The sequence below is a fragment of the Parvimonas sp. M20 genome (assembly GCF_035282425.1).
Classification (GTDB): Bacteria; Bacillota; Clostridia; order Tissierellales; family Peptoniphilaceae; genus Parvimonas.
In genome coordinates, this window is sequence record NZ_JAYKBQ010000005.1 from 46,580 (window position 1) to 69,128 (window position 22,549).

15 protein-coding genes and 1 pseudogene are annotated in these 22,549 nt (G+C 30.7%); 15 read left to right on the forward strand and 1 reads right to left on the reverse strand.

Annotated features, from left to right (window positions below; translation table 11 throughout):
• The first annotated feature begins 64 nt into the window (after nucleotides 1-64).
• The 8 genes from pyrB to VJI93_RS03865 all read left to right on the forward strand — a co-directional run bounded on the left by pyrB (nucleotide 65) and on the right by VJI93_RS03865 (nucleotide 7,913).
• The gene (gene pyrB, locus VJI93_RS03830) at nucleotides 65-985 is read left to right on the forward strand and encodes an aspartate carbamoyltransferase (RefSeq protein WP_323999450.1); all 921 of its coding nucleotides are present in this window, start codon (nucleotides 65-67) and stop codon (nucleotides 983-985) included.
• Nucleotides 985-1,428, forward strand: a complete 444-nt coding sequence (locus VJI93_RS03835) for an aspartate carbamoyltransferase regulatory subunit (RefSeq protein WP_323999451.1) — start codon at nucleotides 985-987, stop codon at nucleotides 1,426-1,428. Before pyrB ends, VJI93_RS03835 begins: the two co-directional genes overlap by 1 nt.
• Nucleotides 1,412-2,599 (forward strand): dihydroorotase, encoded by a 1,188-nt coding sequence (locus VJI93_RS03840; protein WP_323999453.1) that lies wholly within the window; start codon nucleotides 1,412-1,414, stop codon nucleotides 2,597-2,599. Before VJI93_RS03835 ends, VJI93_RS03840 begins: the two co-directional genes overlap by 17 nt.
• Nucleotides 2,599-3,453: an orotidine-5'-phosphate decarboxylase gene (pyrF, locus tag VJI93_RS03845; RefSeq protein ID WP_293439823.1), complete on the forward strand. Its 855-nt coding sequence runs from the start codon at nucleotides 2,599-2,601 to the stop codon at nucleotides 3,451-3,453. Before VJI93_RS03840 ends, pyrF begins: the two co-directional genes overlap by 1 nt.
• Nucleotides 3,443-4,171 (forward strand): dihydroorotate dehydrogenase electron transfer subunit, encoded by a 729-nt coding sequence (locus tag VJI93_RS03850; RefSeq protein ID WP_323999455.1) that lies wholly within the window; start codon nucleotides 3,443-3,445, stop codon nucleotides 4,169-4,171. Before pyrF ends, VJI93_RS03850 begins: the two co-directional genes overlap by 11 nt.
• Nucleotides 4,171-5,067, forward strand: a complete 897-nt coding sequence (locus VJI93_RS03855) for a dihydroorotate dehydrogenase (protein WP_323999457.1) — start codon at nucleotides 4,171-4,173, stop codon at nucleotides 5,065-5,067. The genes VJI93_RS03850 and VJI93_RS03855 overlap by 1 nt, the downstream gene beginning before the upstream one ends.
• Before the next feature lie 9 nt (nucleotides 5,068-5,076).
• Nucleotides 5,077-5,658, forward strand: coding sequence for an orotate phosphoribosyltransferase (pyrE, locus tag VJI93_RS03860; RefSeq protein WP_323999458.1), 582 nt, complete (start codon nucleotides 5,077-5,079; stop codon nucleotides 5,656-5,658).
• Nucleotides 5,659-5,978: 320 nt separating this feature from the next.
• The gene (locus tag VJI93_RS03865; protein WP_323999461.1) at nucleotides 5,979-7,913 is read left to right on the forward strand and encodes a Cna B-type domain-containing protein; all 1,935 of its coding nucleotides are present in this window, start codon (nucleotides 5,979-5,981) and stop codon (nucleotides 7,911-7,913) included.
• Nucleotides 7,914-7,969: 56 nt separating this feature from the next.
• Here the strand turns inward: VJI93_RS03865 and purD are convergent, their stop codons facing one another.
• Nucleotides 7,970-9,196, reverse strand: coding sequence for a phosphoribosylamine--glycine ligase (gene purD / locus VJI93_RS03870; RefSeq protein WP_323999463.1), 1,227 nt, complete (start codon nucleotides 9,194-9,196; stop codon nucleotides 7,970-7,972).
• Nucleotides 9,197-9,560: 364 nt separating this feature from the next.
• Between purD and VJI93_RS03875 the strand changes: the two genes are divergently transcribed.
• The 7 genes and pseudogenes from VJI93_RS03875 (at nucleotide 9,561) to VJI93_RS03905 (ending at nucleotide 22,474) form a co-directional block, all read left to right on the forward strand.
• Nucleotides 9,561-12,959, forward strand: a complete 3,399-nt coding sequence (locus VJI93_RS03875) for an ABC transporter ATP-binding protein/permease (protein ID WP_323999466.1) — start codon at nucleotides 9,561-9,563, stop codon at nucleotides 12,957-12,959.
• 325 nt (nucleotides 12,960-13,284) lie between these two features.
• Nucleotides 13,285-14,232, forward strand: coding sequence for an NAD-dependent epimerase/dehydratase family protein (locus VJI93_RS03880; RefSeq protein WP_323999468.1), 948 nt, complete (start codon nucleotides 13,285-13,287; stop codon nucleotides 14,230-14,232).
• 24 nt (nucleotides 14,233-14,256) lie between these two features.
• A complete protein-coding gene (locus VJI93_RS03885) occupies nucleotides 14,257-15,441 on the forward strand; it encodes a glycine C-acetyltransferase (RefSeq protein WP_323999470.1) in 1,185 nt (394 codons plus the stop codon).
• Nucleotides 15,442-15,728: 287 nt separating this feature from the next.
• Complete coding sequence (locus tag VJI93_RS03890; RefSeq protein WP_323999472.1) at nucleotides 15,729-17,306, forward strand: S1C family serine protease; 1,578 nt, start codon at nucleotides 15,729-15,731, stop codon at nucleotides 17,304-17,306.
• A 319-nt stretch (nucleotides 17,307-17,625) separates the two neighbouring features.
• Nucleotides 17,626-19,359 (forward strand): DEAD/DEAH box helicase, encoded by a 1,734-nt coding sequence (locus VJI93_RS03895; protein ID WP_323999474.1) that lies wholly within the window; start codon nucleotides 17,626-17,628, stop codon nucleotides 19,357-19,359.
• A 13-nt stretch (nucleotides 19,360-19,372) separates the two neighbouring features.
• The gene (locus VJI93_RS03900; RefSeq protein ID WP_323999475.1) at nucleotides 19,373-20,077 is read left to right on the forward strand and encodes a TrmH family RNA methyltransferase; all 705 of its coding nucleotides are present in this window, start codon (nucleotides 19,373-19,375) and stop codon (nucleotides 20,075-20,077) included.
• A 558-nt stretch (nucleotides 20,078-20,635) separates the two neighbouring features.
• Nucleotides 20,636-22,474: pseudogene (locus VJI93_RS03905) on the forward strand (recombinase family protein).
• Nucleotides 22,475-22,549: the final 75 nt, after the last annotated feature.

The window sequence follows — 22,549 nt, forward strand, 5'->3', positions numbered from 1 at the left end:
AAATAACTTTTAGTTATTTCCTTTTTTTGTGATTATGACAAAATGACTTAATAGGAGGGATTGTATGAAAGAATTTAGAAATTTAGTTAGTAGTGAGGACTTTTCTTGTGAAGAGTTGCTTGAACTTATGGAGTTAGGAGTAGAGATTTATAATAATCCTGAAAAATTTTCAGAAAAATGTAGGGGAAAAGTTTTAGCTTCATTATTTTTTGAACCATCAACAAGAACAAGATTGAGTTTTGAAGCGGCTATGCTTAGACTTGGTGGAAGTTGTATAACTGTTCCGGATCCTAAAGTTTCATCAGCAACTAAGGGAGAAAGCCTACAAGATACAATAAAAACAGTGGGTTGTTATTCAGATATTATAGCTATGCGTCATCCTCATGAGGGTTCTGCAGAGCTTGCAAAAGAAGTAACCCTTGTTCCTTTTATTAATGCAGGAGATGGAGGACATCAACATCCAACTCAAACTCTTACAGATTTACTTACAATTTCTCAATATAAAAAAAGTTTGGAAAATATGACTATCGGTCTTTGTGGGGACTTAAAATTCGGAAGAACTGTTCATTCACTTGTTAAGACACTTTCAAAGTTTAAGGGAAATAAATTCATCTTTATTTCACCGGTTGAGCTCGTTATTCCAGAATATATCAAGATGTATCTAAATGATCATAATGTAGAGTTTATTGAAGTTAGAACAATTGAAGAAGTTATGGATAAACTTGATATTCTATATATGACAAGAGTTCAAAGGGAAAGATTTTTCAATGAGGCTGATTATGTAAGACTTAAAGATACTTACATTTTAGATAATAAGAAGATGAAAACAGCAAAGGATGATATGATAATTCTTCATCCATTGCCAAGAGTAAATGAAATTGCGACAGAAGTCGATTCAGACCCTAGAGCAAAGTATTTTAATCAAGTTAAATTCGGTATGATAATCAGAATGGCATTAATCTTAAAATTATTGGAGGTAAAATAATGTTAAATATAAATAGTATTTCAAACGGAATTGTAATAGACCATATTAAACCGGGTCTTGGATATGAAATTTTTAAACTTTTAGAATTGGATAAGGCCGACTACACAGTGGCACTTATAATGAATGCCGATTCTAAAAAATACGGCAAAAAAGATATGATAAAGATTGAAAATGTTATGGATGTTGACCTTGCGATTTTAGGTTTAATCGACAAAGATTTGACTGTAAATATCATAGAAAACGAAAAAATCAAGGAAAAACTTTCAATGATTTTACCGAAAAAGGTAGAGGGTTTTATAAAATGTAAAAATCCACGTTGCATAACTTGCCACGAAAATGTTCAAAATAAATTTATATTAGTTAATAGAGAAAAGGGAATTTATAGATGTAATTACTGTGATAATTTGTATTCTTGTGGAGGACATAGTGAAAAAAATAATTAAAAATGCAACCCTAGTGGATAAAGATATAAATAAAGTTGGGGAGATAAAGATTGAAGACGGAAAGATTGTAGAAATTGGTGAAAATTTAAGTTTTGATGATAGTTTTGAAATTATAGATGCGAAGGGAAAGACTGTTATGCCTGCATTTGTAGATTTACATGTGCATTTTAGAGATCCGGGTTTTACTTATAAGGAAGATTTAAGAACAGGTTCGCTTGCAGCTTTAAGAGGTGGATATACAACTGTAAATACAATGGCAAATACAAAACCGATTTGCAGTGATTTAGAAACTTATAATGATATAATGAAGAGAGCAAAGGAATTGGATTTAGTCGATATTAATCAAATAGTTGCAGTTACTGAAAATTTTGACGGAAAAAATTTGGTTGACTATTCTAAATTTGAAAATGCAAAATTTTTATCCGATGACGGTAAGGGTGTGCTTTCCGAAACTACAATGTATAGAGCGATTTTAGAGGCGAAAAAATACGATAAAATTATAATGATACATGCAGAAAGTGAACTTTCTACAATTGATTATAGAATAGCGGAAGACCTTATGACTTTAAGAGATGTTTATCTTGCAAAGAGATTGGATGGAAGAATTCATCTTTGCCACGTCAGTACAATCGACTCTTTGGAAGCTGTAAGACGTGGGAAAAAAGAGGGAGTAAAGGTTACTTGTGAAGTAACTCCACATCATATTGCACTTTGGGATAATTCCTACAGAGTAAATCCGCCGATAAGAGAAAAGGCAGATGTTGAGGCTTTAATAGATGGAATTTTGGACGGAACTGTTGATGCGATTGCAACAGATCATGCACCACATACCGCAGAGGATAAGGCGAATGGAAGTCCGGGACTTGTTGGACTTGAAACTGCCTTTGCGATTTGTAATACAAAATTAGTTAAAGAGAAAAATATCGACATAAGAACTTTGTCAAAAGTAATGTCCTATGGTGGAGCTAATTTAATGGGAATAAAAAAAGGTCTTTTAAAAGAGGGATATTTTGCAGATTTGGTTATAGTTGATACTGATAAAAAAATTGTTGTAGATTCAAGTAAATTTGCATCAAAAGCAAAAAATACACCTTTTGATAAAATGGAACTTTACGGAGAAGTGCTTATGACAATTAAAGCAGGAGAAATTAAATATAAAGGAGAATTTTAATGATAGTAGATAGATTATATGAAGCAGTAAAAGAAAAAGGATTTGTTTGTGTTGGACTTGACAGCCATTTAGATTATATTCCAAATTATATTAAAGAAAAACACGAAAAAATTTCAGACATAATTTTTGAATATAATAAGACAATAATTGATGCGACAAGTGATATTGTAGCAATCTATAAACCACAAATAGCATATTATGAAGCTAACGGACTTGAAGGCCTTATTGCTTATCAAAGAACTTTAAGATATCTTAAAGAAAAGGGACTTTTAAGCATTGGAGATGTTAAAAGAGGAGATATTGCAAGTACTGCAAAGGAATATGCAAAGGCACATTTTAAAGGAGAGTTTGAAGCGGACTTTATAACTCTTAATCCATATATGGGAATGGACAGTATCACACCTTATTTAGATTATTTGAAAACAGGAGAAAAGGGAGTTTTCGTATTGCTTAGAACTTCAAATGAGGGAGCGAAGGATATTGAATGTCTTGACTACAACGGAGAGGCTCTTTACTTCAAAGTTGGAGATGAACTTAAAAAATTTGCTGATGAATTGACTTCTGAATGTGGATATTCTCCTTTGGGATTTGTCGTAGGGGCAACTCATAGCGAAGAAGCTAAAAAAATAAGAGAAAGATATAAAAATATTTTCTTCTTATTACCGGGATATGGAGCACAGGGTGCAAAAGCAGAAGACATCAGAACTTACTTGAATGACTTTAACGGTGGAGTTGTAAACTCTTCAAGAGGAATTATAAAATACTATCAAAAATTTGAAGACGGCGAAGAAAGATTTGCTCATTATACTAGAGAAGCAGTTTTGAATATGAGGAAGGATATTTATGGAGAATAAATCATACGAAAAAGTTGAAATAATTTTAAATGAAAAAATTTCCGAAGGCATTTACAAAATGGATGTCAAGGGGGAATTTAAAGCTAAAGTTGGTCAATTTTATATGGTTAAATGCTTTGAGGACGGGACTATGCTTCCCCGTCCGATAAGCATCTGCGATATGGAGGACAATAAATTAACTTTTCTTTATGCAGTTGTGGGAAAAGGAACAAAGATTATGTCTGAAAAGAAAGCAGGAGACAACATAGAAATTTTAGGACCACTTGGTAACGGATTTCCGATTGATGAATGTAAGGGTAAAAAAGTCGCACTTGTTGCAGGGGGAATTGGAATTGCACCAATGCTATATCTTGCAAAGAAATTGGAAGCTGATGTCGATTTATATGCAGGCTTTAGAGATGAAATATATTTTACTGAAGAGTTTAAGGATTTTACAAAAAATACATATATCGCAACAAATACAGGAAGTGTAGGACATAAGGGATTCATAACTGAGATAATAAAAGATGATTATGATGTAATTTATTGTTGTGGTCCAAATCCTATGATGAATTCAGTAAAAAATTTAGGATTTGACATACCTGTCTATGTTTCTTTAGAGAGTAGAATGGGTTGTGGAATTGGGGCTTGTCTAGCTTGTAGTTGTAAAACTAAAAATGGAATGAAAAGAATTTGTAAGGAAGGGCCTGTATTTGAAGTTAAGGAGGTGAATTTTTAATGTTGGAAGTAGATATTTGTGGAGTTAAATTTAAAAACCCCGTTATCGGAGCGTCAGGAACTTTCGGTTTCGGTAGAGAATATGCTGAATATATCGACTTAAATAGACTTGGCGGTATTTCTACAAAGGGACTTACTTTTGCAGGTAAAGACGGAAATACGGGAATTAGAATTTACGAAACACCTGCAGGGATAATGAACAGTATCGGACTTCAAAATCCGTCAGTACCGACTTTCATTGAAGAAGATTTACCTTTTATGGAAAGTTTTGATACACAGATTTTAGCAAACATTGGAGGTTCACAATTAGAGGATTATTTAAAATCCATTGAACTTATCAATAAGACAAATATAAAAATAATTGAATTAAATATATCCTGCCCGAATGTAAAATCAGGCGGAATGGCTTTTGGAATAAAATGTGATATTGCAGAGGGGATCGTAAGAAAAGTTAGAGAAAATACGGATAAAGTCCTTATGGTAAAATTATCTCCAAATGCTGAAAATATAAAAGAAATGGCAAAAACTTGTGTTGAAGCGGGAGCGGATTGTCTTTCACTTGTAAATACATTTAATGCTTTGGCGATAGATATTTATAATAGAAAAGCAGTTTTCGACAATGTAACGGCAGGACTTTCAGGAGCTTGTATAAAACCTATTGCTTTAAGAATGGTAAGAGATGTCGCTTCAGTTGTAGATGTTCCAATTATTGGAATGGGCGGAATAATGAATTGGCAAGATGCAATTGAGTTTATTATGGCAGGATCAACCGCAATTCAAGTTGGAACGGCAAACTTTATCAATCCGAGAGTAATGATTGAGATAATTGAAGGAATGGAAAGATTCTGTAAAGAACAAAATATAAAAAATTTAGAAGAAATTAGAGGAATTATTTAGGAGGGAATTATGGAACAAAGAGTATTGGAATTATTAAAAGAAAGTGAAGCGTTATTAGAAGGACATTTCTTATTATCATCAGGAAAACATAGCGACAAATATGTTCAATGTGCAAAACTTTTGATGTATCCAGAAAAAGCTGAAGAAGTTTGTAAGGTAATTAAGAAAAAACTTGAAGATGCAAATGTAAAAGTTGATGCAGTAGTTGGACCTGCAATGGGTGGAATTGTAATTGCTTACGAATTGGGAAGAGCCTTGGGAGTAAGAGCAATGTTCACAGAAAGAGAAAATGAAATGATGACTCTAAGAAGAGGCTTTTTCATAAATGAGGGAGAAAATGTGCTTGTAGTTGAAGACGTTGTTACAACGGGGAAATCTTCATTAGAAACAATAAAAGTTCTAAAAGAACATGGTGCAAATGTAGTTGGAATCGCTTCAATTGTTGATAGAACAAATGGAAAATCAAATATCGGATATCAACTTTTCCCTGCAATTTCCTTAAATGTTCAAGCATTTGACAAGGAGGATTGTCCACTTTGTAGAGAAGGAAAAATTGAACTAGTAAAACCGGGAAGCAGAAAAAAATTCTAAGCTAAAAATAAACTCTTGTAAAAAAGAGTATGTTTTTTGAAAATTTCGTAGATGTGATTTTTTCGATATTTAATCGCGATTACTTTTATAATTTTAAGCTATGATGAGTTATAATTATATTTAACACATATTGACTATAAATTGCAAAAGTGCTATGATAATTATAACTATTAGAAATTGTTTCATCCGTTTTTTGTAGTTTATTTAAGTTAAGTTATTAGTTTTGTTATTTCTAATAACTAAAAAATTTTTGAAAATAAGTGATGTGTTATTTTTAAAAATAGGTATAATATCAAAAACATTCTATGAGGAGGTGCACAATGAAAAAAAGATTTTGTTGTATTATGTTGAGTGTACTTATGGTATTAGGTACTTTGTTACCTATTTTCAGAATTTCAGCTGAAACTGGTAGAAATATTTCACCTAATGTGAATATTACGAAATTTACAATTACCAACGGAGAAGGAAAAGAGTTAAATAAAATTTCCCGTTGGAGTAGATTTAAACTTAATTTAGATTGGAATGCAGAAAAGTATAAAAATACCCTAAAAAAAGGTGATTACTTTGAAGTTAAATTACCAGATACTTTTAGATTTATAGAAGACTCATCAGCTGTTGATTTTCCAATATATGGAACAGACGGAAAAACTGTTTATGGAAAAGGCAAAATTGCTGTAAAAAAAGAAGGTGGAGGAGTTTTAAGAGTTACTTTAAATGAAAAAGTTGAAAACCTCTACAATGTTAAGGGAAAAATTTCTATGGAATCTTCATTTAATCAAGATAAAATAAAGATTGGACAAGACAATCTTTTAGAAATTGAGATGAATGGTAAAAAATTAAATAAAAAAATTCATATAGAAAAGCCTGGATTAGTACCAGATGAAATTTTAGAAAAATGGCCTAACAGAGTTAACGAGAATGCCAACGAAGTAGCGTGGACTGTTCGTTTTAATGTAAAGGGTAAAAATTTTAAAAATGTTGTATTTGAGGATAAATTGACCGTTTCAAATGGAAAATCTAGTGGACTTCACTATATTAAAGATAGTTTTGAACTAGAAAGAGTAAAACTTGATAAATATGGAAATGCAACTGAAAGTATATCAAAGGAAAAAATTGGAAATAAAGTTCAAATTTCTGAAAATGGAACAAAATTTAGATTTGAGCTTGGGGACATAAACAAGGGAGAACAATATTTCTTAAGATATAAATCAACTTACAAACCTAATCTTGTTGTAAAAAACAAGGTAAAATTATTAGCACAAGGCGAAAGTCATGAAGCAACAAGTACCTATAGAAGTGCAATTTCTAATGGAAGTATTGAGGGAAATTTGCTTGGAAAAATAAAGATTATTAAAGTTGATGCTGACAATAATAAAATGCCTTTACAAGGTGCAAAATTTCAAATTACTAACAAAGAAACTAATGAAACTTTTGAATTAGTGACTGATAAAAAAGGAGAAGCGGTTTCTGAAAAATTAGTTCAAGGTAAGTATGAAATTAAAGAAATTCAAGCTCCTTCAGGTTGGATAAAAAGCGATGAAATAATTAATGTTGAAGTAAAAGATAATGTTGCTGTAGTAAAAACTATAACTAATAAGAGAGAAAAAACGGAAGTAAAAGTTAATAAAGCTTGGGTTGGAAAGAAGACATCGTCTGTTGTAGTAAACTTATTAGCAGATGGTAAAAAAATCGATAAAGTCACTCTAAGTGATGAAAATAATTGGCAACATACATTTAAAAACTTAAATAAATTTAAAGATGATGGAAAAACTGAAATTAAATATACTGTTGAAGAAGAAAAAATTGACGGATATAAAACAGAAATAAGAGAAAATTCAAAGAATGATTTTACAATAACAAACAAGAATATAGAAAAATCAGAAATTTCAGTTGAAAAGAAATGGATAGGAACTCCATTGAAAGAAGTAGAAGTACAACTTTTAGCAAATGGAAAAGAAGTTCAAAGAGTAAAATTAAATGACTCAAACTCTTGGAAACATACTTTCAAAGACTTGCCAAAATTTGATGAAAATGACAAAGAGATAGTCTATACACTCAAAGAAACAGAAGTGGAAGGTTATGAAAGTAAAATAGAAGGAAATGTAAAAGACGGTTTTGTAATTACTAACAAGAAAATTCCAAAAAATTCTAAAATTCCAAAAACAGGAGTTGGTACTCAAATACTTACTTATGTTACAATGGGGACATTAAGTCTTGGACTTCTACAAATTTCAAGAAAGAAAAGAAATAAATAGATAGTTAAAAAACAAAAGAGAGCACAAGCTCTCTTTTTTGTATTATAATTCAATTTTTAAAATTCGCCGATATCTTCTCTGTAGAAGAAAGAGTCAGTTTTTAATTTTTCGACATCTCTATAAGCTAATTCTCTTGCCTTTTCAAAATCTTCTGCCATCGTTGTTACAATTAAATTTCTTCCACCCTTTGCGTAGAGTTCGTTATTTTTTTCTTCAACTCCCATAAAGCAAATATCACTTTCTACAGGAACGAGATTAATTTTATCTTGGCATTTTTCTTTTGAAGGGTAGCCGTTTGATGCAAGAACTACACCGATACAAACTTCGTCAGTCCATTTGATTTCAGGCTCTTTATCGTCCATTACATCCAGAATATTTTGAACAAAGTCAGACTCTAAACGTGGCAATAGAACTTCGGCTTCGGGATCTCCAAGTCTAGCATTAAAACTTAAAACTTTTATTCCATCTTTTGTTACAACAATTTCTCCATATAAAAATCCTTCAAATCCATAACCGTCTTCAAACATTGATTTTGCCATCGGTTTTAAGATTTTATCGACAACTTGTTCAATTTCATTATCTGTAATTTTTGCAACAGGGCTACAAGCTCCCATACCACCGGTATGTTCAGCATCGTCGCTATCTGATGTCCTCTTGTAATCCTTAACAATTTGTAGTGGATAAACTTTGCTATTTTTTACCAATGCAAAGATTGAGAATTCCTTACCTATGATAAATTCTTCAACTAAAATTTTTGAATTTTCATTTTCATCAAAAATTTCATTTACTATATCCATTGCCATTTTATTGCTTCTTGCAATGAAAATTCCCATATTTTTAGGAATGGAGTCAATTTTTATAGTTGTGGGAAATTTTTCAATTTCTGAAACGAATTTTAGAGCTTGATCTCTATCAGTAAATACAACATATTTAGTTGTAGGTATTTTTAATTTTTCCATAAGTTGCTTAGTAAAATATCTGCTGGATTCAATTCTTGTTGCAGATTTTGTAGGGCCGAAAAGTCGTAATCCATTTTTGTTGAACTCGTCTTTTATTCCTAGTGCTAAAACATCAGCAGGACCTACTAAAGTCAAGTCGATATTTTCTTTTATTGCAAAGTCTTTAATTTGTTCAATATCATACATATCTATATCTACTTTTGTAGCACCATCCATTTTGCAATTTCCAGGTAAAACGTAAATCTTTTCCACTAATTTGCTTTTTTGACATGCCTTTAGCATTGCATGTTCACGTCCACCTTTTCCAATAATTAGTATTTTCATAAAATCACCTCTTTGTCTATTTTTGGTATTATATATAAATTATAAAATATTTATTAGATTTAATTCATATTATTTTCTATTTTTGATAATTTAGTCAAAATTATTATATCGTGTTTTCATTTTGATAAATTTTTTAAGGAAAACACGATGAAATTAATATAATTTAACAAAGTTAAATTATATTAATTATATCATTACAAAGAAATTTTTTCAATTTTATTTTTTCGTATTAATAAGAAATGATAAAATTTTGTACAAATTTTGAGTTGAAAGTTGGTAATTTTATTGTATTTATTTAATTTTTTAGATAGAGGGGTATATTAGATTTAGATTAGAAATTCTATATTAGTAAAGGAGGACGGGAATGTTACAGCTAAAGAATATCAGTAAAAGTTATAAAACAGGAGATTTGTTTCAAAAAGCATTAGATAATGTATCTCTTAATTTTAGAGATAATGAATTCGTATCTATTCTTGGTCCGAGTGGTAGTGGAAAATCTACTCTATTAAATATAATAGGGGGATTGGATAAATATGAACAAGGTGAGCTTTTAATTGATGGAATATCAACTAAAAAATATAAAAATGAAGATTGGGATAGCTATAGAAATCATACAATAGGTTTTGTTTTTCAAAGTTATAATTTAATTTCTCACCAGACTATTTTATCAAATGTAGAATTGGCTTTAACTATTTCTGGAATATCTAAGGCTGAAAGAGAACAAATGGCTATAGATGTACTGGATAAGGTTGGGCTTAAAAGTCAAATTCATAAAAAACCTAATCAATTATCTGGTGGGCAAATGCAAAGAGTTGCCATAGCAAGGGCACTTGTAAATAATCCTAGCATTGTACTTGCGGATGAACCTACAGGTGCGCTCGATTCGGAAACAAGTGTTCAAGTTATGGAGTTACTTAAAGAAGTTGCAAAAGATAGACTTGTAATAATGGTTACTCATAATCCTAAGTTGGCAAATGCATATTCAACTAGAATTGTTGAATTAAATGACGGACGAATTGTCTCTGACACCAACCCTTTTATTTTAGAAAATGAGAGTGAAGGAGTTCATAAAAATTTTGGGAAGTCTTCAATGTCCTATCTTACAAGCATAGCTTTAAGTTTTAATAACTTAAAAACGAAATTTAAGAGAACTCTTATGGTTGCAATCGCAGGTTCAATTGGAATAATCGGTATAGCTTTAATTTTAGGATTATCCAATGGGGTAAATCAGTTTATTAAAGATACGGAAGAGGAAACAATGATTTCTTATCCGATAGAGATTGATAAAAGTAGCTTTTCAATGGGTAGAATGTTTGAAAATTCGAGTGATGAAAATAATGATGGAGATATAGCAGAAGTTAAAACTATTCAAAAGATGCTATCTGCAATTAATAAAAATGATTTATCTTCTTTAAAAGAATATTTTGAAAATGACGGAAAATCAATCAATAATTATGCTAAGACAATAGAATACAAATATGATATTACACCTATGATTTATACTTTAAATAAAGAAAAATATGTTAAAGTAAATCCTAATGAGGCAATGAAATCAATGGGTTTTTCTTCAAATAATTTTCTTTTTTCAAGTAATTCTATGAAAGCATTTAATAAATTACCTAAGAATGATAGTCTGTATAAGGATAAATATACTTTAAAATATGGCTCTTGGCCAAGTAACGAAAATGAAGCGATAGTAATAACTAACTCAAAGGGTTCTCTATCTGATTTTATTTTTTATTCACTGGGGCTTCGTGATAATGACGAGCTTTCAAAAATGGTAAAAAAATTTGTAAATAGAGAAAAAACAGATGTTGAAGAGGATAACATCTCTTGGAAGTACGAAGATATTGTGGGTAGAGAATTTAAAGTTTTAAGTAGTTCACAGCTTTATTCTTATGACTCTAAAAATAAAGTATATATAGAAAATTCTACAGATAGTCCATTTGTTGAAAATCTTTTGAAAAATAATTCAAAAAAATTAAAAATAGTTGGAATAGCTTCACCAAATAGTGATGAAAGTTCACTCATTTTAAAACCTGGTATTTGGTATACTGATGACTTAGAAACAAATTTAAGAAAAATATCAAAAGAAAGCGAAGTTGTAAAGGCACAAAAAGAAAATCCAGATACCAATATTTTGACAAATACTCCTTTTGGAGAAAAAATTAAACAGAATTTAGACTTTGCAAAGTTATTTTCAATAGATCAGAAAAAGCTATTTGAAGCTTTTAAAATAGATACTTCTAAATTAAATTTTAATGCAAATTCAGTGAAAAATATTGATTTTTCAAAATATTTGAGTAGTAATTTGGATATGGATTTTTTAAAAAATTTAGATATTAAACTTGAATCGGATAAGTTAATTGGATTAGTCAGCAATATTCTAAAAGGATATTTAGATTATTCTTCAAAAGACCCTTCGACTAACTATAGAGAATTGTCAAACTCAATATATGAATATATGAAAACAGATTCTGCAAAAAATATTTTAAAGGATTTTTTCTCGAAGATGATTGCTAAAAATAGTGGGTCAATAATTACAAATGAAAAGATAACTGATATAATGAAATCTATTTTGTCAGGATATCCGGAATTTGCGAAAAAGAATAATTATACTGACCCTAATAAATTTAATCAATATTTACTAGAGTATTTTAAAACTCCAGAAGCGAAAGAAAAAGTTTCAGCTGAAACTAGAAAGCTATTAAATTCTTTGGGTGAAAATTTAAAACTTGATAGTAAGGATATATCGGAATTAGCAAATAATCTTTCAAATGGATATTTGAAATATGCCAAAGAAAACAATAAGCCTGATCCGTCTAAATTAAAAGATTCTTTTAATTCTTATCTTGCATCAGATGAAGCGAAAAATATGATTTCTTCAGGAGTGAATGATTTAATAAAAGGCAGTTTACAAGGAAAAAATGGTTCTTCTAAAAGTTTTATAGAAAATTTGATGAAAAACATATCAATTGCAATAGCCGATAATATTAAAAATGTTCTAACATCTTCTATGAAAAATTTGCCACAGGCAATATCCATAGATCCAAGTAAATTCGGCAAAGCCTTTTCTATGAATTTGAATGAAGAAGAAATAAAATCATTTATTATGGCTATGGCTAATAGTAATGAAAGTTCATATGAGAACAATATGAAATTATTTAACTATAGGGAAGATAATGATATTTCTAAAATCAGTATTTATCCTAAAGATTTTGAATCTAAAAAATCAATAATTTCTTTACTTGATAATTATAATGAGATGAGAAAAAATAACTCCGAAGAGGATAAAATGATAACTTATACGGATTTGGTTGGAGCGATACTTTCTTCCGTAACTACAATTATAAATGTAATTAGTTATGTATTGATTGCTTTTGTATCCATATCTTTAATTGTTTCTTCCATAATGATTGGAGTTATAACCTATATAAGTGTACTCGAAAGAAAGAAAGAGATTGGAATTTTAAGATCAATCGGAGCTTCAAAGAAAAATATATCACAAGTTTTTAATGCAGAAACCGGAATAATTGGTTTGTTTGCAGGACTTCTTGGAGTTGGAATAACATATTTATTACTAATACCGATAAATATTGTAATTAGAAAAGTTACTGAAATGCCTAATATAACGGCTTATTTATCCGTTTCACAGGCTATAACCTTAATCTTAATCAGTATGATTTTAACTTTAATTGGTGGATTTATTCCTTCAAAGAGTGCTGCAAAACAAAATCCTGTTGAAGCCTTAAGAACAGAATAATAAAATTAGTATAAAAGCTAGGGAGTATTTCCTTAGCTTTTTGCTTTTTATTTCGTTTTTAAAAAATTGTTCTTAAAAAAATTAAGAATAATGATGTTTTTAACGATAAATAAAATTAATATGCGAATAAAAGTTTTATAGTTTTTAAATGGAATTCACTATTGTTTGCTTTATTAATTTATATTTAATTGAATCATTTATTCACTTATTCTATATAAAAATATTAATTTTTTTAATATAAGGTGTTGTAAAGTAATTAAAATTGATGTATAATACATCTGGATAGTAAAAATTTTACTCAGTTATTTTGAAAGGAGATTGAATAATGAAAAGGATTTTAATGACAGGAGCACTTGGACAAATCGGTACTGAATTGGCTCTTTATTTGGGGGACATTTATGGAAGAGAAAATATCTTAGCTACAGATTGCTCAGATGCAAACAAAGCGGCTATCGAAGATATTCGTTTTGAAACATTAGACGTTACTGATCCAAAAAGAATGTTTGAATTGGCGAAAGAATTTAAAGCTGATACTATAGTAAATTTAGCAGCGATACTTTCTGCTAGAGGAGAAAGTATGCCACAATTAACTTGGAAGGTTAATGTTGACGGAGTTGTAAATACTTTAGAAGTTGCAAGAGAATTAAATGCAAAAGTATTTGTACCTTCATCAATAGCAGCATTTGGAGTTGGGACTCCACTTGATAATACACCGCAAGTTACTATTCAAAGACCTAACACTATGTATGGAGTAACAAAAGTTTCAGGAGAACTTTTATGTGATTACTATTATAATAAATTTGGCGTTGATGTAAGAGGAGTTCGTTATCCAGGAATTATTTCTTATAAGACATTACCTGGTGCAGGAACAACTGACTATGCAGTTCATATTTATTATGAAGCAATTAAAAACAAAGCTTACACTTCTTATATAGGTAAAGGAACTCAAATGGATATGCTTTATATGCCTGATGCACTTAAAGCAGTTGTTGATTTAATGGAAGCTGATCCTTCAAAACTTAAGGACAGAAATGCTTTCAATATCACAGCTATGAGTTTAACACCAGAAATTTTAGAAGAAAGCATTAAAAAACATATGCCTGAATTTAAATTAAGCTACGATGTAGATCCAATCAGACAAGCTATAGCTGAAAGCTGGCCAAATTCATTGGATGACTCTGCAGCAAGAGAACAATGGGGTTGGAAACCAAGTTTTGATTTAGACAAGATGACAGTAGATATGTTAGACAATTTAAGCAAAAAATTAAAATAGTTATATAGAATAGGAGAAAAAGATATGAGTATTCATGATTTAAAATTTTTACAAGAAAAAGTTAATAAATTAAAAGAAGATGGAGTTTATCGTACATTACCTGTACTAAACGGAAAGAATTCATCAACAATTATTCTTGACGGAAAAGAAATGGTAAACTTATCTGCAAACAACTATTTAGGACTTGCAAATAATCCTGTTTTAAAGAAAAAAGCTCAAGAAGCTATTGAAAAATATGGTGTAGGTGCTGGTGCTGTAAGAACTATCATTGGAAATATGGATTTACACGAAGAATTGGAAAAGAAATTAGCTACTTTCAAAAAATCTCCAAGAGCATTTATATTCCAATCAGGTTATGATTGTAATATAGGAACTATCCAAGCAATTACAGAAAAAGGCGACTTAATTATCTCTGATGAATTAAATCACGCTTCAATTATAGACGGAATTAGAATGACTAAAGCTGATAAAGCAGTTTTCAAACACAGTGATATGGAAGACCTTGAAAGAGTTTTAGTTGAAGCTCAAGGAAAATATAAAACAATCTTAATTATTACTGATGGTGTTTTCTCAATGGACGGAGACCTTGCAAAATTACCTGAAATCGTAGAATTAGCTGAAAAATATAATGCATTAACTTATGTTGATGACGCTCACGGTTCAGGAGTTATGGGAAGCCACGGAAGAGGAACTGTAGATCATTTCGGATTACATGACAAAGTTGACTTTGTTATCGGAACTCTTTCAAAAGCTATCGGAGTTAAAGGTGGATATGTTGCTTGTAACGAAGTTGCTTACGAATGGTTAAACCATAGAGCAAGACCAGTTCTATTTAGTACAACTTTATCTCCTGGAGATACTGCTGCTTGTATTGCTTCTGTTGAAACTTTAATCGAAACAGATGAATTACAAAAGAAACTTTGGGACAATGCTAAATACTTCAAAGAACAATTAGGAAAATTAGGATTTAACACTGGTCATTCAGAAACTCCAATTACTCCAGTAATTATAGGAGATGAAGCTAAGACTATGGAATTTTCTAAAAAATTAAGAGAATACGGAGTATTCGGTTCCGCAATAGTATTCCCAACTGTACCAAGAGGAACAGGAAGAATTCGTTGTATGATTTCTGCAGCTCATAGTAAAGAAGAATTAGATAAAGCTGTAAAAGCATTTGAATTAGCTGGAAAAGATATGGGAATTCTTTAGTAGGAAAACCAAAATTTTAGAATATTTTTAAAAATTTTTAAAGAGGAGAAAATTTCTCCTCTTTTTTAAGTCCATTTAAGTTTTTATCGATATAATGTTAGCAGTTGATAGATAAGACAATACGAAAATACATTATTTTACTATTGACTTCAAAATTTATTTTTTGAATATATTTTTAAAAAATAAAAAAATTCAAAAAAACTTTTTTCTTTAAGCTTACTTTAAGGTTGACAGTTTAAAATATGTTCAAGATAATAAATGATATTAAAATTATGAGGTGATTTATTATGGATGATAAAAGAGATAATATCTTTGATGAAAACAAAAATGAAGAACATATAAATGAAACTTCAAACAAAAACGAAGATTCGTTTAGCGAAACTCAAAAATTATATAATAGTGAAAATACAGAAGAAATGAATGATAAAGTTGATAAAGCAGATGAAACTTATGGCAAATTTTTTGAAGAACCATCTGATGATTATATCAAACAATCAGAGTCAGAGTATGAAGACTATGTAGATGAATCAAAAGATGATAATAAAAATTTTGAATCCTATGTTGACGGTATTGTTCAAAAAGAATTTGAAAAAAGAAAAAAAGCTAATAGATTTAAATCTTTTTCAAAATTCTTATTAGCTATTATTCTAGCTAGTTCAATAAGTATGGCTGGAACAAGTTATTATCTAAAAAATAATAATAGCGGAAAATCTGCTTTAAATCAAGCACCAACTGATCAAAACGCGAATACGACAAATGCAGATACATCAGGAAACACAACAGTAGAAAAATCAGTTGCTCAAAAGGCGATGCAATCTGTTGTAGGTATAACAACTGTTGGGGTTTCTGAAGATATGTTTTCCACTCAAAAACAAACAAGCGGACTTGGTTCAGGGGTTATAGTAAGTAAAGAAGGTTATATTTTAACTAATAACCATGTTGTTGACCCTTCAAAAACAAAATCCGTAACTGTAATAATGAGTGATGGTACAAAAAGAGAAGCAAAAGTTTTATGGAGTGATAAAACTTTAGATTTAGCAGTTATCAAGATAGATCCTAAGGGACTTGATTTAAAACCTGTTGAATTTGGTGATAGTTCAAAAGTTTCAATAGGTGATAAAGCTATAGCAATCGGTAATCCGCTTGGTATAAATTTAAAATCAACTTTGACTTCTGGATATATTTCAGGAAAAGATAGAGTAATAACTTTAAGAGATGGTTCTACTATGGAAGGTTTATTCCAAACTGATGCGGCAATAAATCCAGGAAATAGTGGTGGTGGATTATTTAATGATAAAGGACAACTTATCGGAATTAATACAGCTAAAGCTGGAAATAGTGATGGAATCGGATTTGCAATTCCTTCTAATCTTGCAAAACCTATTTTGGAACAAATAATTAAAAATGGTAAGTTTGAAAGTGTTACATTGGGTATAAGAGGTATAGATGTTTCAAGATATAATGTCTTAGGACAACAAAAATTACCTGTAGACTCAGGTGTATATATTCATGAAGTCCTTTCAGGTTCTCCAGCAGAGTCTGCAGGATTAAAACCTAAAGATATTATTACTAAAGTTGGAGATACTAAAGTTACATCTAACTCAAGTTTAAAAGCAGCTTTATTGAACTATAAGATAGGCGATAAGGTTAAGATTGAGGTTTATAGAGATGGAAAGACAACTACAATAGAAGTTAAATTATCAAAATTTGATTTAAATAAAGCTGAGAACAAAGCAAATCAAAATCAAAATAAATTTAATCCAAATCTAAATCCAAATCGTAATCGTAATCGTAATAATGATAATTATGATAGAAACGAAGATGATTTTGATGGAAATAACGATGATAATGACAACAATAATTAATTAGCATATTAGTAGAGATTTTTTTATAAATCCTCCGTAAAAATAAATAAATGCAAAAAAAGTTATGAATCAATTCATAACTTTTTTTGTGCATAAAATTGTTATAATTACCTATTTATCCACAATTTTTGTGGATAACTGTAGTAAATTGTGGATTAAAGTTGAAATTTTAACTGTATTTATGATATAATATATTGTTGAGTTATAAAAAAGTTAAAATATAACTCATAATATGTCGTGATGTTTAATGTATAGTTTGTTTTTGTCTTTTTCTTTCGGAACTAACGTTAAGGTTCACGAAAAAAAGAAAGGAAAAAACATGATAGAAAATTTTAATGATTTTAATTTGTCGAAGGAAGTTTTAAAAGCCGTTATTGAAATGGGCTTTGAAGAACCTTCTCCAATTCAAAAACAAGCAATTCCGACTATGTTAAACAATGAAGACATTATCGGGCAAGCACAAACGGGAACAGGAAAGACAGCGTCTTTTGGAATTCCAATAGTAGAAAAAGTAAATAAAAACAGTAAGACAACTCAGGCTATGGTACTTTGTCCAACAAGAGAATTGTCAATTCAAGTTGCAGAAGAAATTTCGAAACTTGCAAAATATAAGGGAGTAACAGTTGTTCCGATTTACGGAGGACAACCTATAGAAAGACAAATCCGTTCTCTAAAAATGGGAGTTCAAGTTATTGTTGGAACTCCAGGACGTGTTATAGACCATATTAAGAGAAAAACTTTAAAAACTGAAAATATAAGAACTTTTGTATTAGATGAAGCGGATGAAATGTTTGATATGGGCTTTAGAGAAGATATTGAAAAAATTATAGGCTTTTTACCTTATGAAAGACAAACAACTTTCTTCTCTGCTACAATGGATCAAGAAATGATGGACTTTGCTGCAAGATACCAAAGCGAACCAAGACTTATAAAAGTCGTACCAAAGGAATTGACAGTTCCAAAGGTAACTCAATACTATTTTGCACTTAAGCACAATATGAAACTTGAAATCTTATCCCGTATCTTAGATGTTCAAAATCCGAAACTTACAGTAGTTTTTTGTAATACTAAAAAAATGGTTGATGACTTAACTGCAGGGCTTCAATCTCGTGGATATTTTGCGGATGGACTTCATGGAGATTTAAAACAAATCCAAAGAGATGGGGTAATGAATAAATTTAGAAATTCCACAATAGATATCTTGGTTGCAACAGATGTTGCAGCTCGTGGTATAGATGTTGATGATGTAGATTTAGTTATAAATTACGATATGCCTCAAGATGTGGAATACTATGTTCACAGAATCGGTAGAACTGCAAGAGCGGGCAGAGAGGGAACTGCAATAAGTTTTGTTTCTCCAAGAGAAATGAATACTTTATCTCAAATTCAAAAATACACAAAAACTAAAATAGAAAAAAGGGATATGCCAACTCTTAAAGACTTGATTAAAAGACATGAAGAAAGATTTATGGAAGACATCAAGGAAGAAATTAATAAAAATGAACATACAAAAGAGTTAAATCTAATAAATATTCTAATGAGTGAAGACTATTCTCCGATTGATATTGCAGCTTGTCTTTTAAAACATTATAATGAAAATAATAAACTTAACAATCACGAAGAGCTTATAGACGTGGATATTAAGAAGAATAAGAAAAAAGGAAATGACAAGACTTCTATTTCAAACAAGGGTGGAAAGTCAAATGTTACTGAAAAGAATTCTGGAAGAATTTATATTAACATTGGTTCAAGAAAGGGAGTTTCTCAAAGACATATAGTTTCTGCACTTTGTAATGATGCGAATATAAACGCAAGAGATATTGGAGATATCGAAATTTTTGAAAAATTCAGCTTTGTAAATATCCATAAAAATGCGCTTAAAGATGCAGTAAATAACTTAAACAATGCTCATATTAAGGGATTTAAGGTTTTAGTTGAACTTGCGAACAAAAAGGAAGACTCTTCAAAATTTTCTGCAAAATCTAAAGATAAGAAAAATAAAAAGGATAAAAAGAGCGAAAAGTCCAAACGTGATAGACAAAAGAGAAGATAATCTAAGGTAAATTATGGAATTTTGTAAATATAAAAAAGATTTGAATTTTTCATACACAATGGGAGCTTTCCCAACAATTGAGCTTTTACAGTCAAAAAATTACAAGACTATATCAGTTTTGGTACATTCAAAATATGATGATAAAGCAGGTCTTGAAAAAATTTGTGATGAAAAAGGAATTAATTTAATTTATAATGATAAAATTGTAAATAAACTTCAAAACAAAGAAAACACATTTGTTATTGGAGTTTTTGAAAAAAACTTTGCAAAGATAAAAAAAGACAATCACATACTATTATGTGAGCCGAGAGATAAAGGAAATTTAGGGACAATTTTACGAACTGCATTAGGTTTCGGCTTTAAAAATATCGCGATAATTGACGGTTGTGATGTTTTTGATCCTAAAACTGTTAGAGCTTCAATGGGAGCAATCTTTAAAATGAATGTAGAAATTTTTAAAAATTTTGAAGACTACAAAAAAACTTTTGAAGAAAATAATATTTACTCTTTCATTTTAAATAAGGATTCAGTGTCTCTAAAAAATGTAGAGATTAAAAAGCCTTTTACATTGATGTTCGGAAACGAATCACATGGACTTGAAAACTTTGACTTAAGTGGAACAACTTCCGTATTCATAGAACAGAGCGAAGACATAGATAGCTTTAATTTACCAATTGCAAGTTCAATAGCAATGTATAAATTTACGGAAAAAGAATAAAAAATATAAGTAAAAAGCAGGGGAAATCCCTGCTTTTTTTACGTTATTCAAATTGAAACAAAATAAAATATTTTGTTTTATTTCTAATTATTAACACTTTTTAGAATTTATTTACTGTTCACGTCAAGCCGTTAAACAAAGGGACTGGCTTTATACGTCATTTCGACTGTAGCGATAGCGAAATGGATCTAGCCCTAACTTTGTTTACTTGTAAACAAAAGTAGGTCTGACGGGGTCGTTGTATCTTTTGATACAATGACTCTGGAAATCTCATACTTTTGCTTTAGCAAAAGTAAATGTATCGTAGATACATCGAAAAAAATTTATTAACTAAAAATTTTTTGGATAATTTCGTTGTAATTATATATAGCTGTTTTGTTTTTGTATAAGTCATTTACAGGACTTACTATTATTTGTAAACAAATAATAGTTGAGATCTTTCGACTACACTACGTTTCGCTCAAGATGACGTGTTGGGGGTTTTTCTTTGCTGGGTGGGTTGCATAATATTAACTGAACAGGAGTGATATATAGACATGGAAAAAGGAGGATAACGCCATGATAGAATATGCAACGAAAATCACTGCGCTATACTCCCGCCTTTCAGTTGGTGACGAGGATAGGGATGGTGGTGAAAGTAACAGTATCGTTAATCAAAAGGCATTATTAGAACGGTATGCAAAACAGCATAAGCTGATGAACATTTGCCACTATATCGACGATGATGAAAGCGGTCGCTTCTTTGACCGTAGTGCATACACACAGATGATAAGCGATGTGGAGAGCGGAAAAATCGGCATAGTCATTATGAAAGATATGACAAGATGGGGACGAGATTATCTTCAAGTAGGAAATGCGATGGAGATATTTCGAAGAAACAATGTACGCTTTATTGCCATTAACAACGGAATAGACAGCAAAGACCAAAATACATTGGAATTTGCCCCCTTTATCAATATTATGTCGGAGTGGTACGCAAGGGATATCAGTAAGAAAGTCAAAACAGGCATTAAGACCAAAGGAGCAAGCGGAAAGCCCGTTGCAACAGAAGCCCCGTACGGCTATATCAAAGACCCAAGCAACAAAGATTATTGGATCGTAGATAAAGACGCTGCCGAAGTAGTAAAACTCATTTTTACGCTTTTTATGGAGGGGAAAAACCGCAATCAGATAGCAACTTATCTCAAAGACAAAGAAATACTGACCCCAACCTTTTATATGAAACAGCAAGACAGAGGAACCGCAAAAAGCAGAACACTCAATGAAGAAAATCGCTATAACTGGAATAAAGCAACCCTTACACGCATACTGAAAAGGCAGGAGTATTGTGGTGATGTAGTCAACTTCAAGACCGAAAAGCATTACAAAGACAAACGAAACCACTATGTCGATAAAGATAAGTGGCAGATTATAGAAAATGTGCATGAGCCAATTATCGACCGAGCCACCTATGAAAATGTACAGCGGATATTGAAAAACGCACCCGTTAAAAGACTGAACGGAGATGGTGAAATCCACCCACTATCGGGATTGATGTATTGTAAAGATTGCGGTACGAAAATGCACATTCGCACCATACACAAGAACAATAAAATACAGCATGTAACCTATTGCAGCGAATATGCCAAAGGAAAATCCAAACACCCGAAATGCCATTCGCCACATCGCATTGATGTTGATGATGTCATGGAAACTCTCAAAGAAGTTTTGCGAAAGATAGGCAAGTTTTCATTCACAAACAAATCAGAGTTTGAAGCACTGGTAAAAAGCAGTCTTGCCAAAGAACAGACTGAAGAAGTAGGGAAACAGAAAAAGCGTATCCCACAAATCACAGATAGACTGGAACAGATAGAAAGAGTGATGAATAAACTGTATGAAGATAACGCACTGGGAAATATTGAGCCGAAGCGTTATGAGCAGCTATCTGGGAAATATGCAGAAGAATATTATGGCTTAAAAGCGGAACAGGAGCAAATAGAGGAACGCTTATCCGAATTTGAAAATGCAAACCAAAGAGCAAAGAATTTTATCAAACTTGCAGAAAGCTACTCAGACTTTGAAGAACTTACTCCTACCGCCATCAATGAATTTATCAGTAAAATTGTAGTGCATGAGTGAGATGTCAAAAGAGCAAAATATGCCGTTCAGCGAATAGAAGTCTATTTTAACTATATCGGGAAATTTGAAAATGAACTCACAAAAGAAATAGAGCCGACAGAACAGGAAATGATACAGATGAGGGAAGAAATTGAAGAAGCCAAGAAAGAAAAATCACGAGCATATCATAGGGCATATTCCAAAGAATACCGAGCTAAAAATATTGAAAAGTTTAGAGAGTATGAACGAATAAAAGCACGAGAATACAGGGTAAGAAAGAAGCTACAAGCGACAACCTAAAATTAAATATCAATCAAAATGAAAAGAGATTTCCTAATCACAGGAAATCTTTTTTTGTGCAAGTAAAAAGGAGGA

Excerpts from the sequence above, each read along its gene's own strand:
- pyrB (WP_323999450.1), top strand. The coding sequence starts at position 65 with ATGAAAGAATTTAGAAATTTAGTTAGTAGTGAGGACTTTTCTTGTGAA.
- VJI93_RS03835 (WP_323999451.1), top strand. The coding sequence starts at position 985 with ATGTTAAATATAAATAGTATTTCAAACGGAATTGTAATAGACCATATT.
- pyrF (WP_293439823.1), top strand. The coding sequence starts at position 2,599 with ATGATAGTAGATAGATTATATGAAGCAGTAAAAGAAAAAGGATTTGTT.
- VJI93_RS03850 (WP_323999455.1), top strand. The coding sequence starts at position 3,443 with ATGGAGAATAAATCATACGAAAAAGTTGAAATAATTTTAAATGAAAAA.
- VJI93_RS03855 (WP_323999457.1), top strand. The coding sequence starts at position 4,171 with ATGTTGGAAGTAGATATTTGTGGAGTTAAATTTAAAAACCCCGTTATC.
- pyrE (WP_323999458.1), top strand. The coding sequence starts at position 5,077 with ATGGAACAAAGAGTATTGGAATTATTAAAAGAAAGTGAAGCGTTATTA.
- VJI93_RS03865 (WP_323999461.1), top strand. The coding sequence starts at position 5,979 with ATGAAAAAAAGATTTTGTTGTATTATGTTGAGTGTACTTATGGTATTA.
- purD (WP_323999463.1), bottom strand. The coding sequence starts at position 9,196 with ATGAAAATACTAATTATTGGAAAAGGTGGACGTGAACATGCAATGCTA.
- VJI93_RS03875 (WP_323999466.1), top strand. The coding sequence starts at position 9,561 with ATGTTACAGCTAAAGAATATCAGTAAAAGTTATAAAACAGGAGATTTG.
- VJI93_RS03880 (WP_323999468.1), top strand. The coding sequence starts at position 13,285 with ATGAAAAGGATTTTAATGACAGGAGCACTTGGACAAATCGGTACTGAA.
- VJI93_RS03885 (WP_323999470.1), top strand. The coding sequence starts at position 14,257 with ATGAGTATTCATGATTTAAAATTTTTACAAGAAAAAGTTAATAAATTA.
- VJI93_RS03890 (WP_323999472.1), top strand. The coding sequence starts at position 15,729 with ATGGATGATAAAAGAGATAATATCTTTGATGAAAACAAAAATGAAGAA.
- VJI93_RS03895 (WP_323999474.1), top strand. The coding sequence starts at position 17,626 with ATGATAGAAAATTTTAATGATTTTAATTTGTCGAAGGAAGTTTTAAAA.
- VJI93_RS03900 (WP_323999475.1), top strand. The coding sequence starts at position 19,373 with ATGGAATTTTGTAAATATAAAAAAGATTTGAATTTTTCATACACAATG.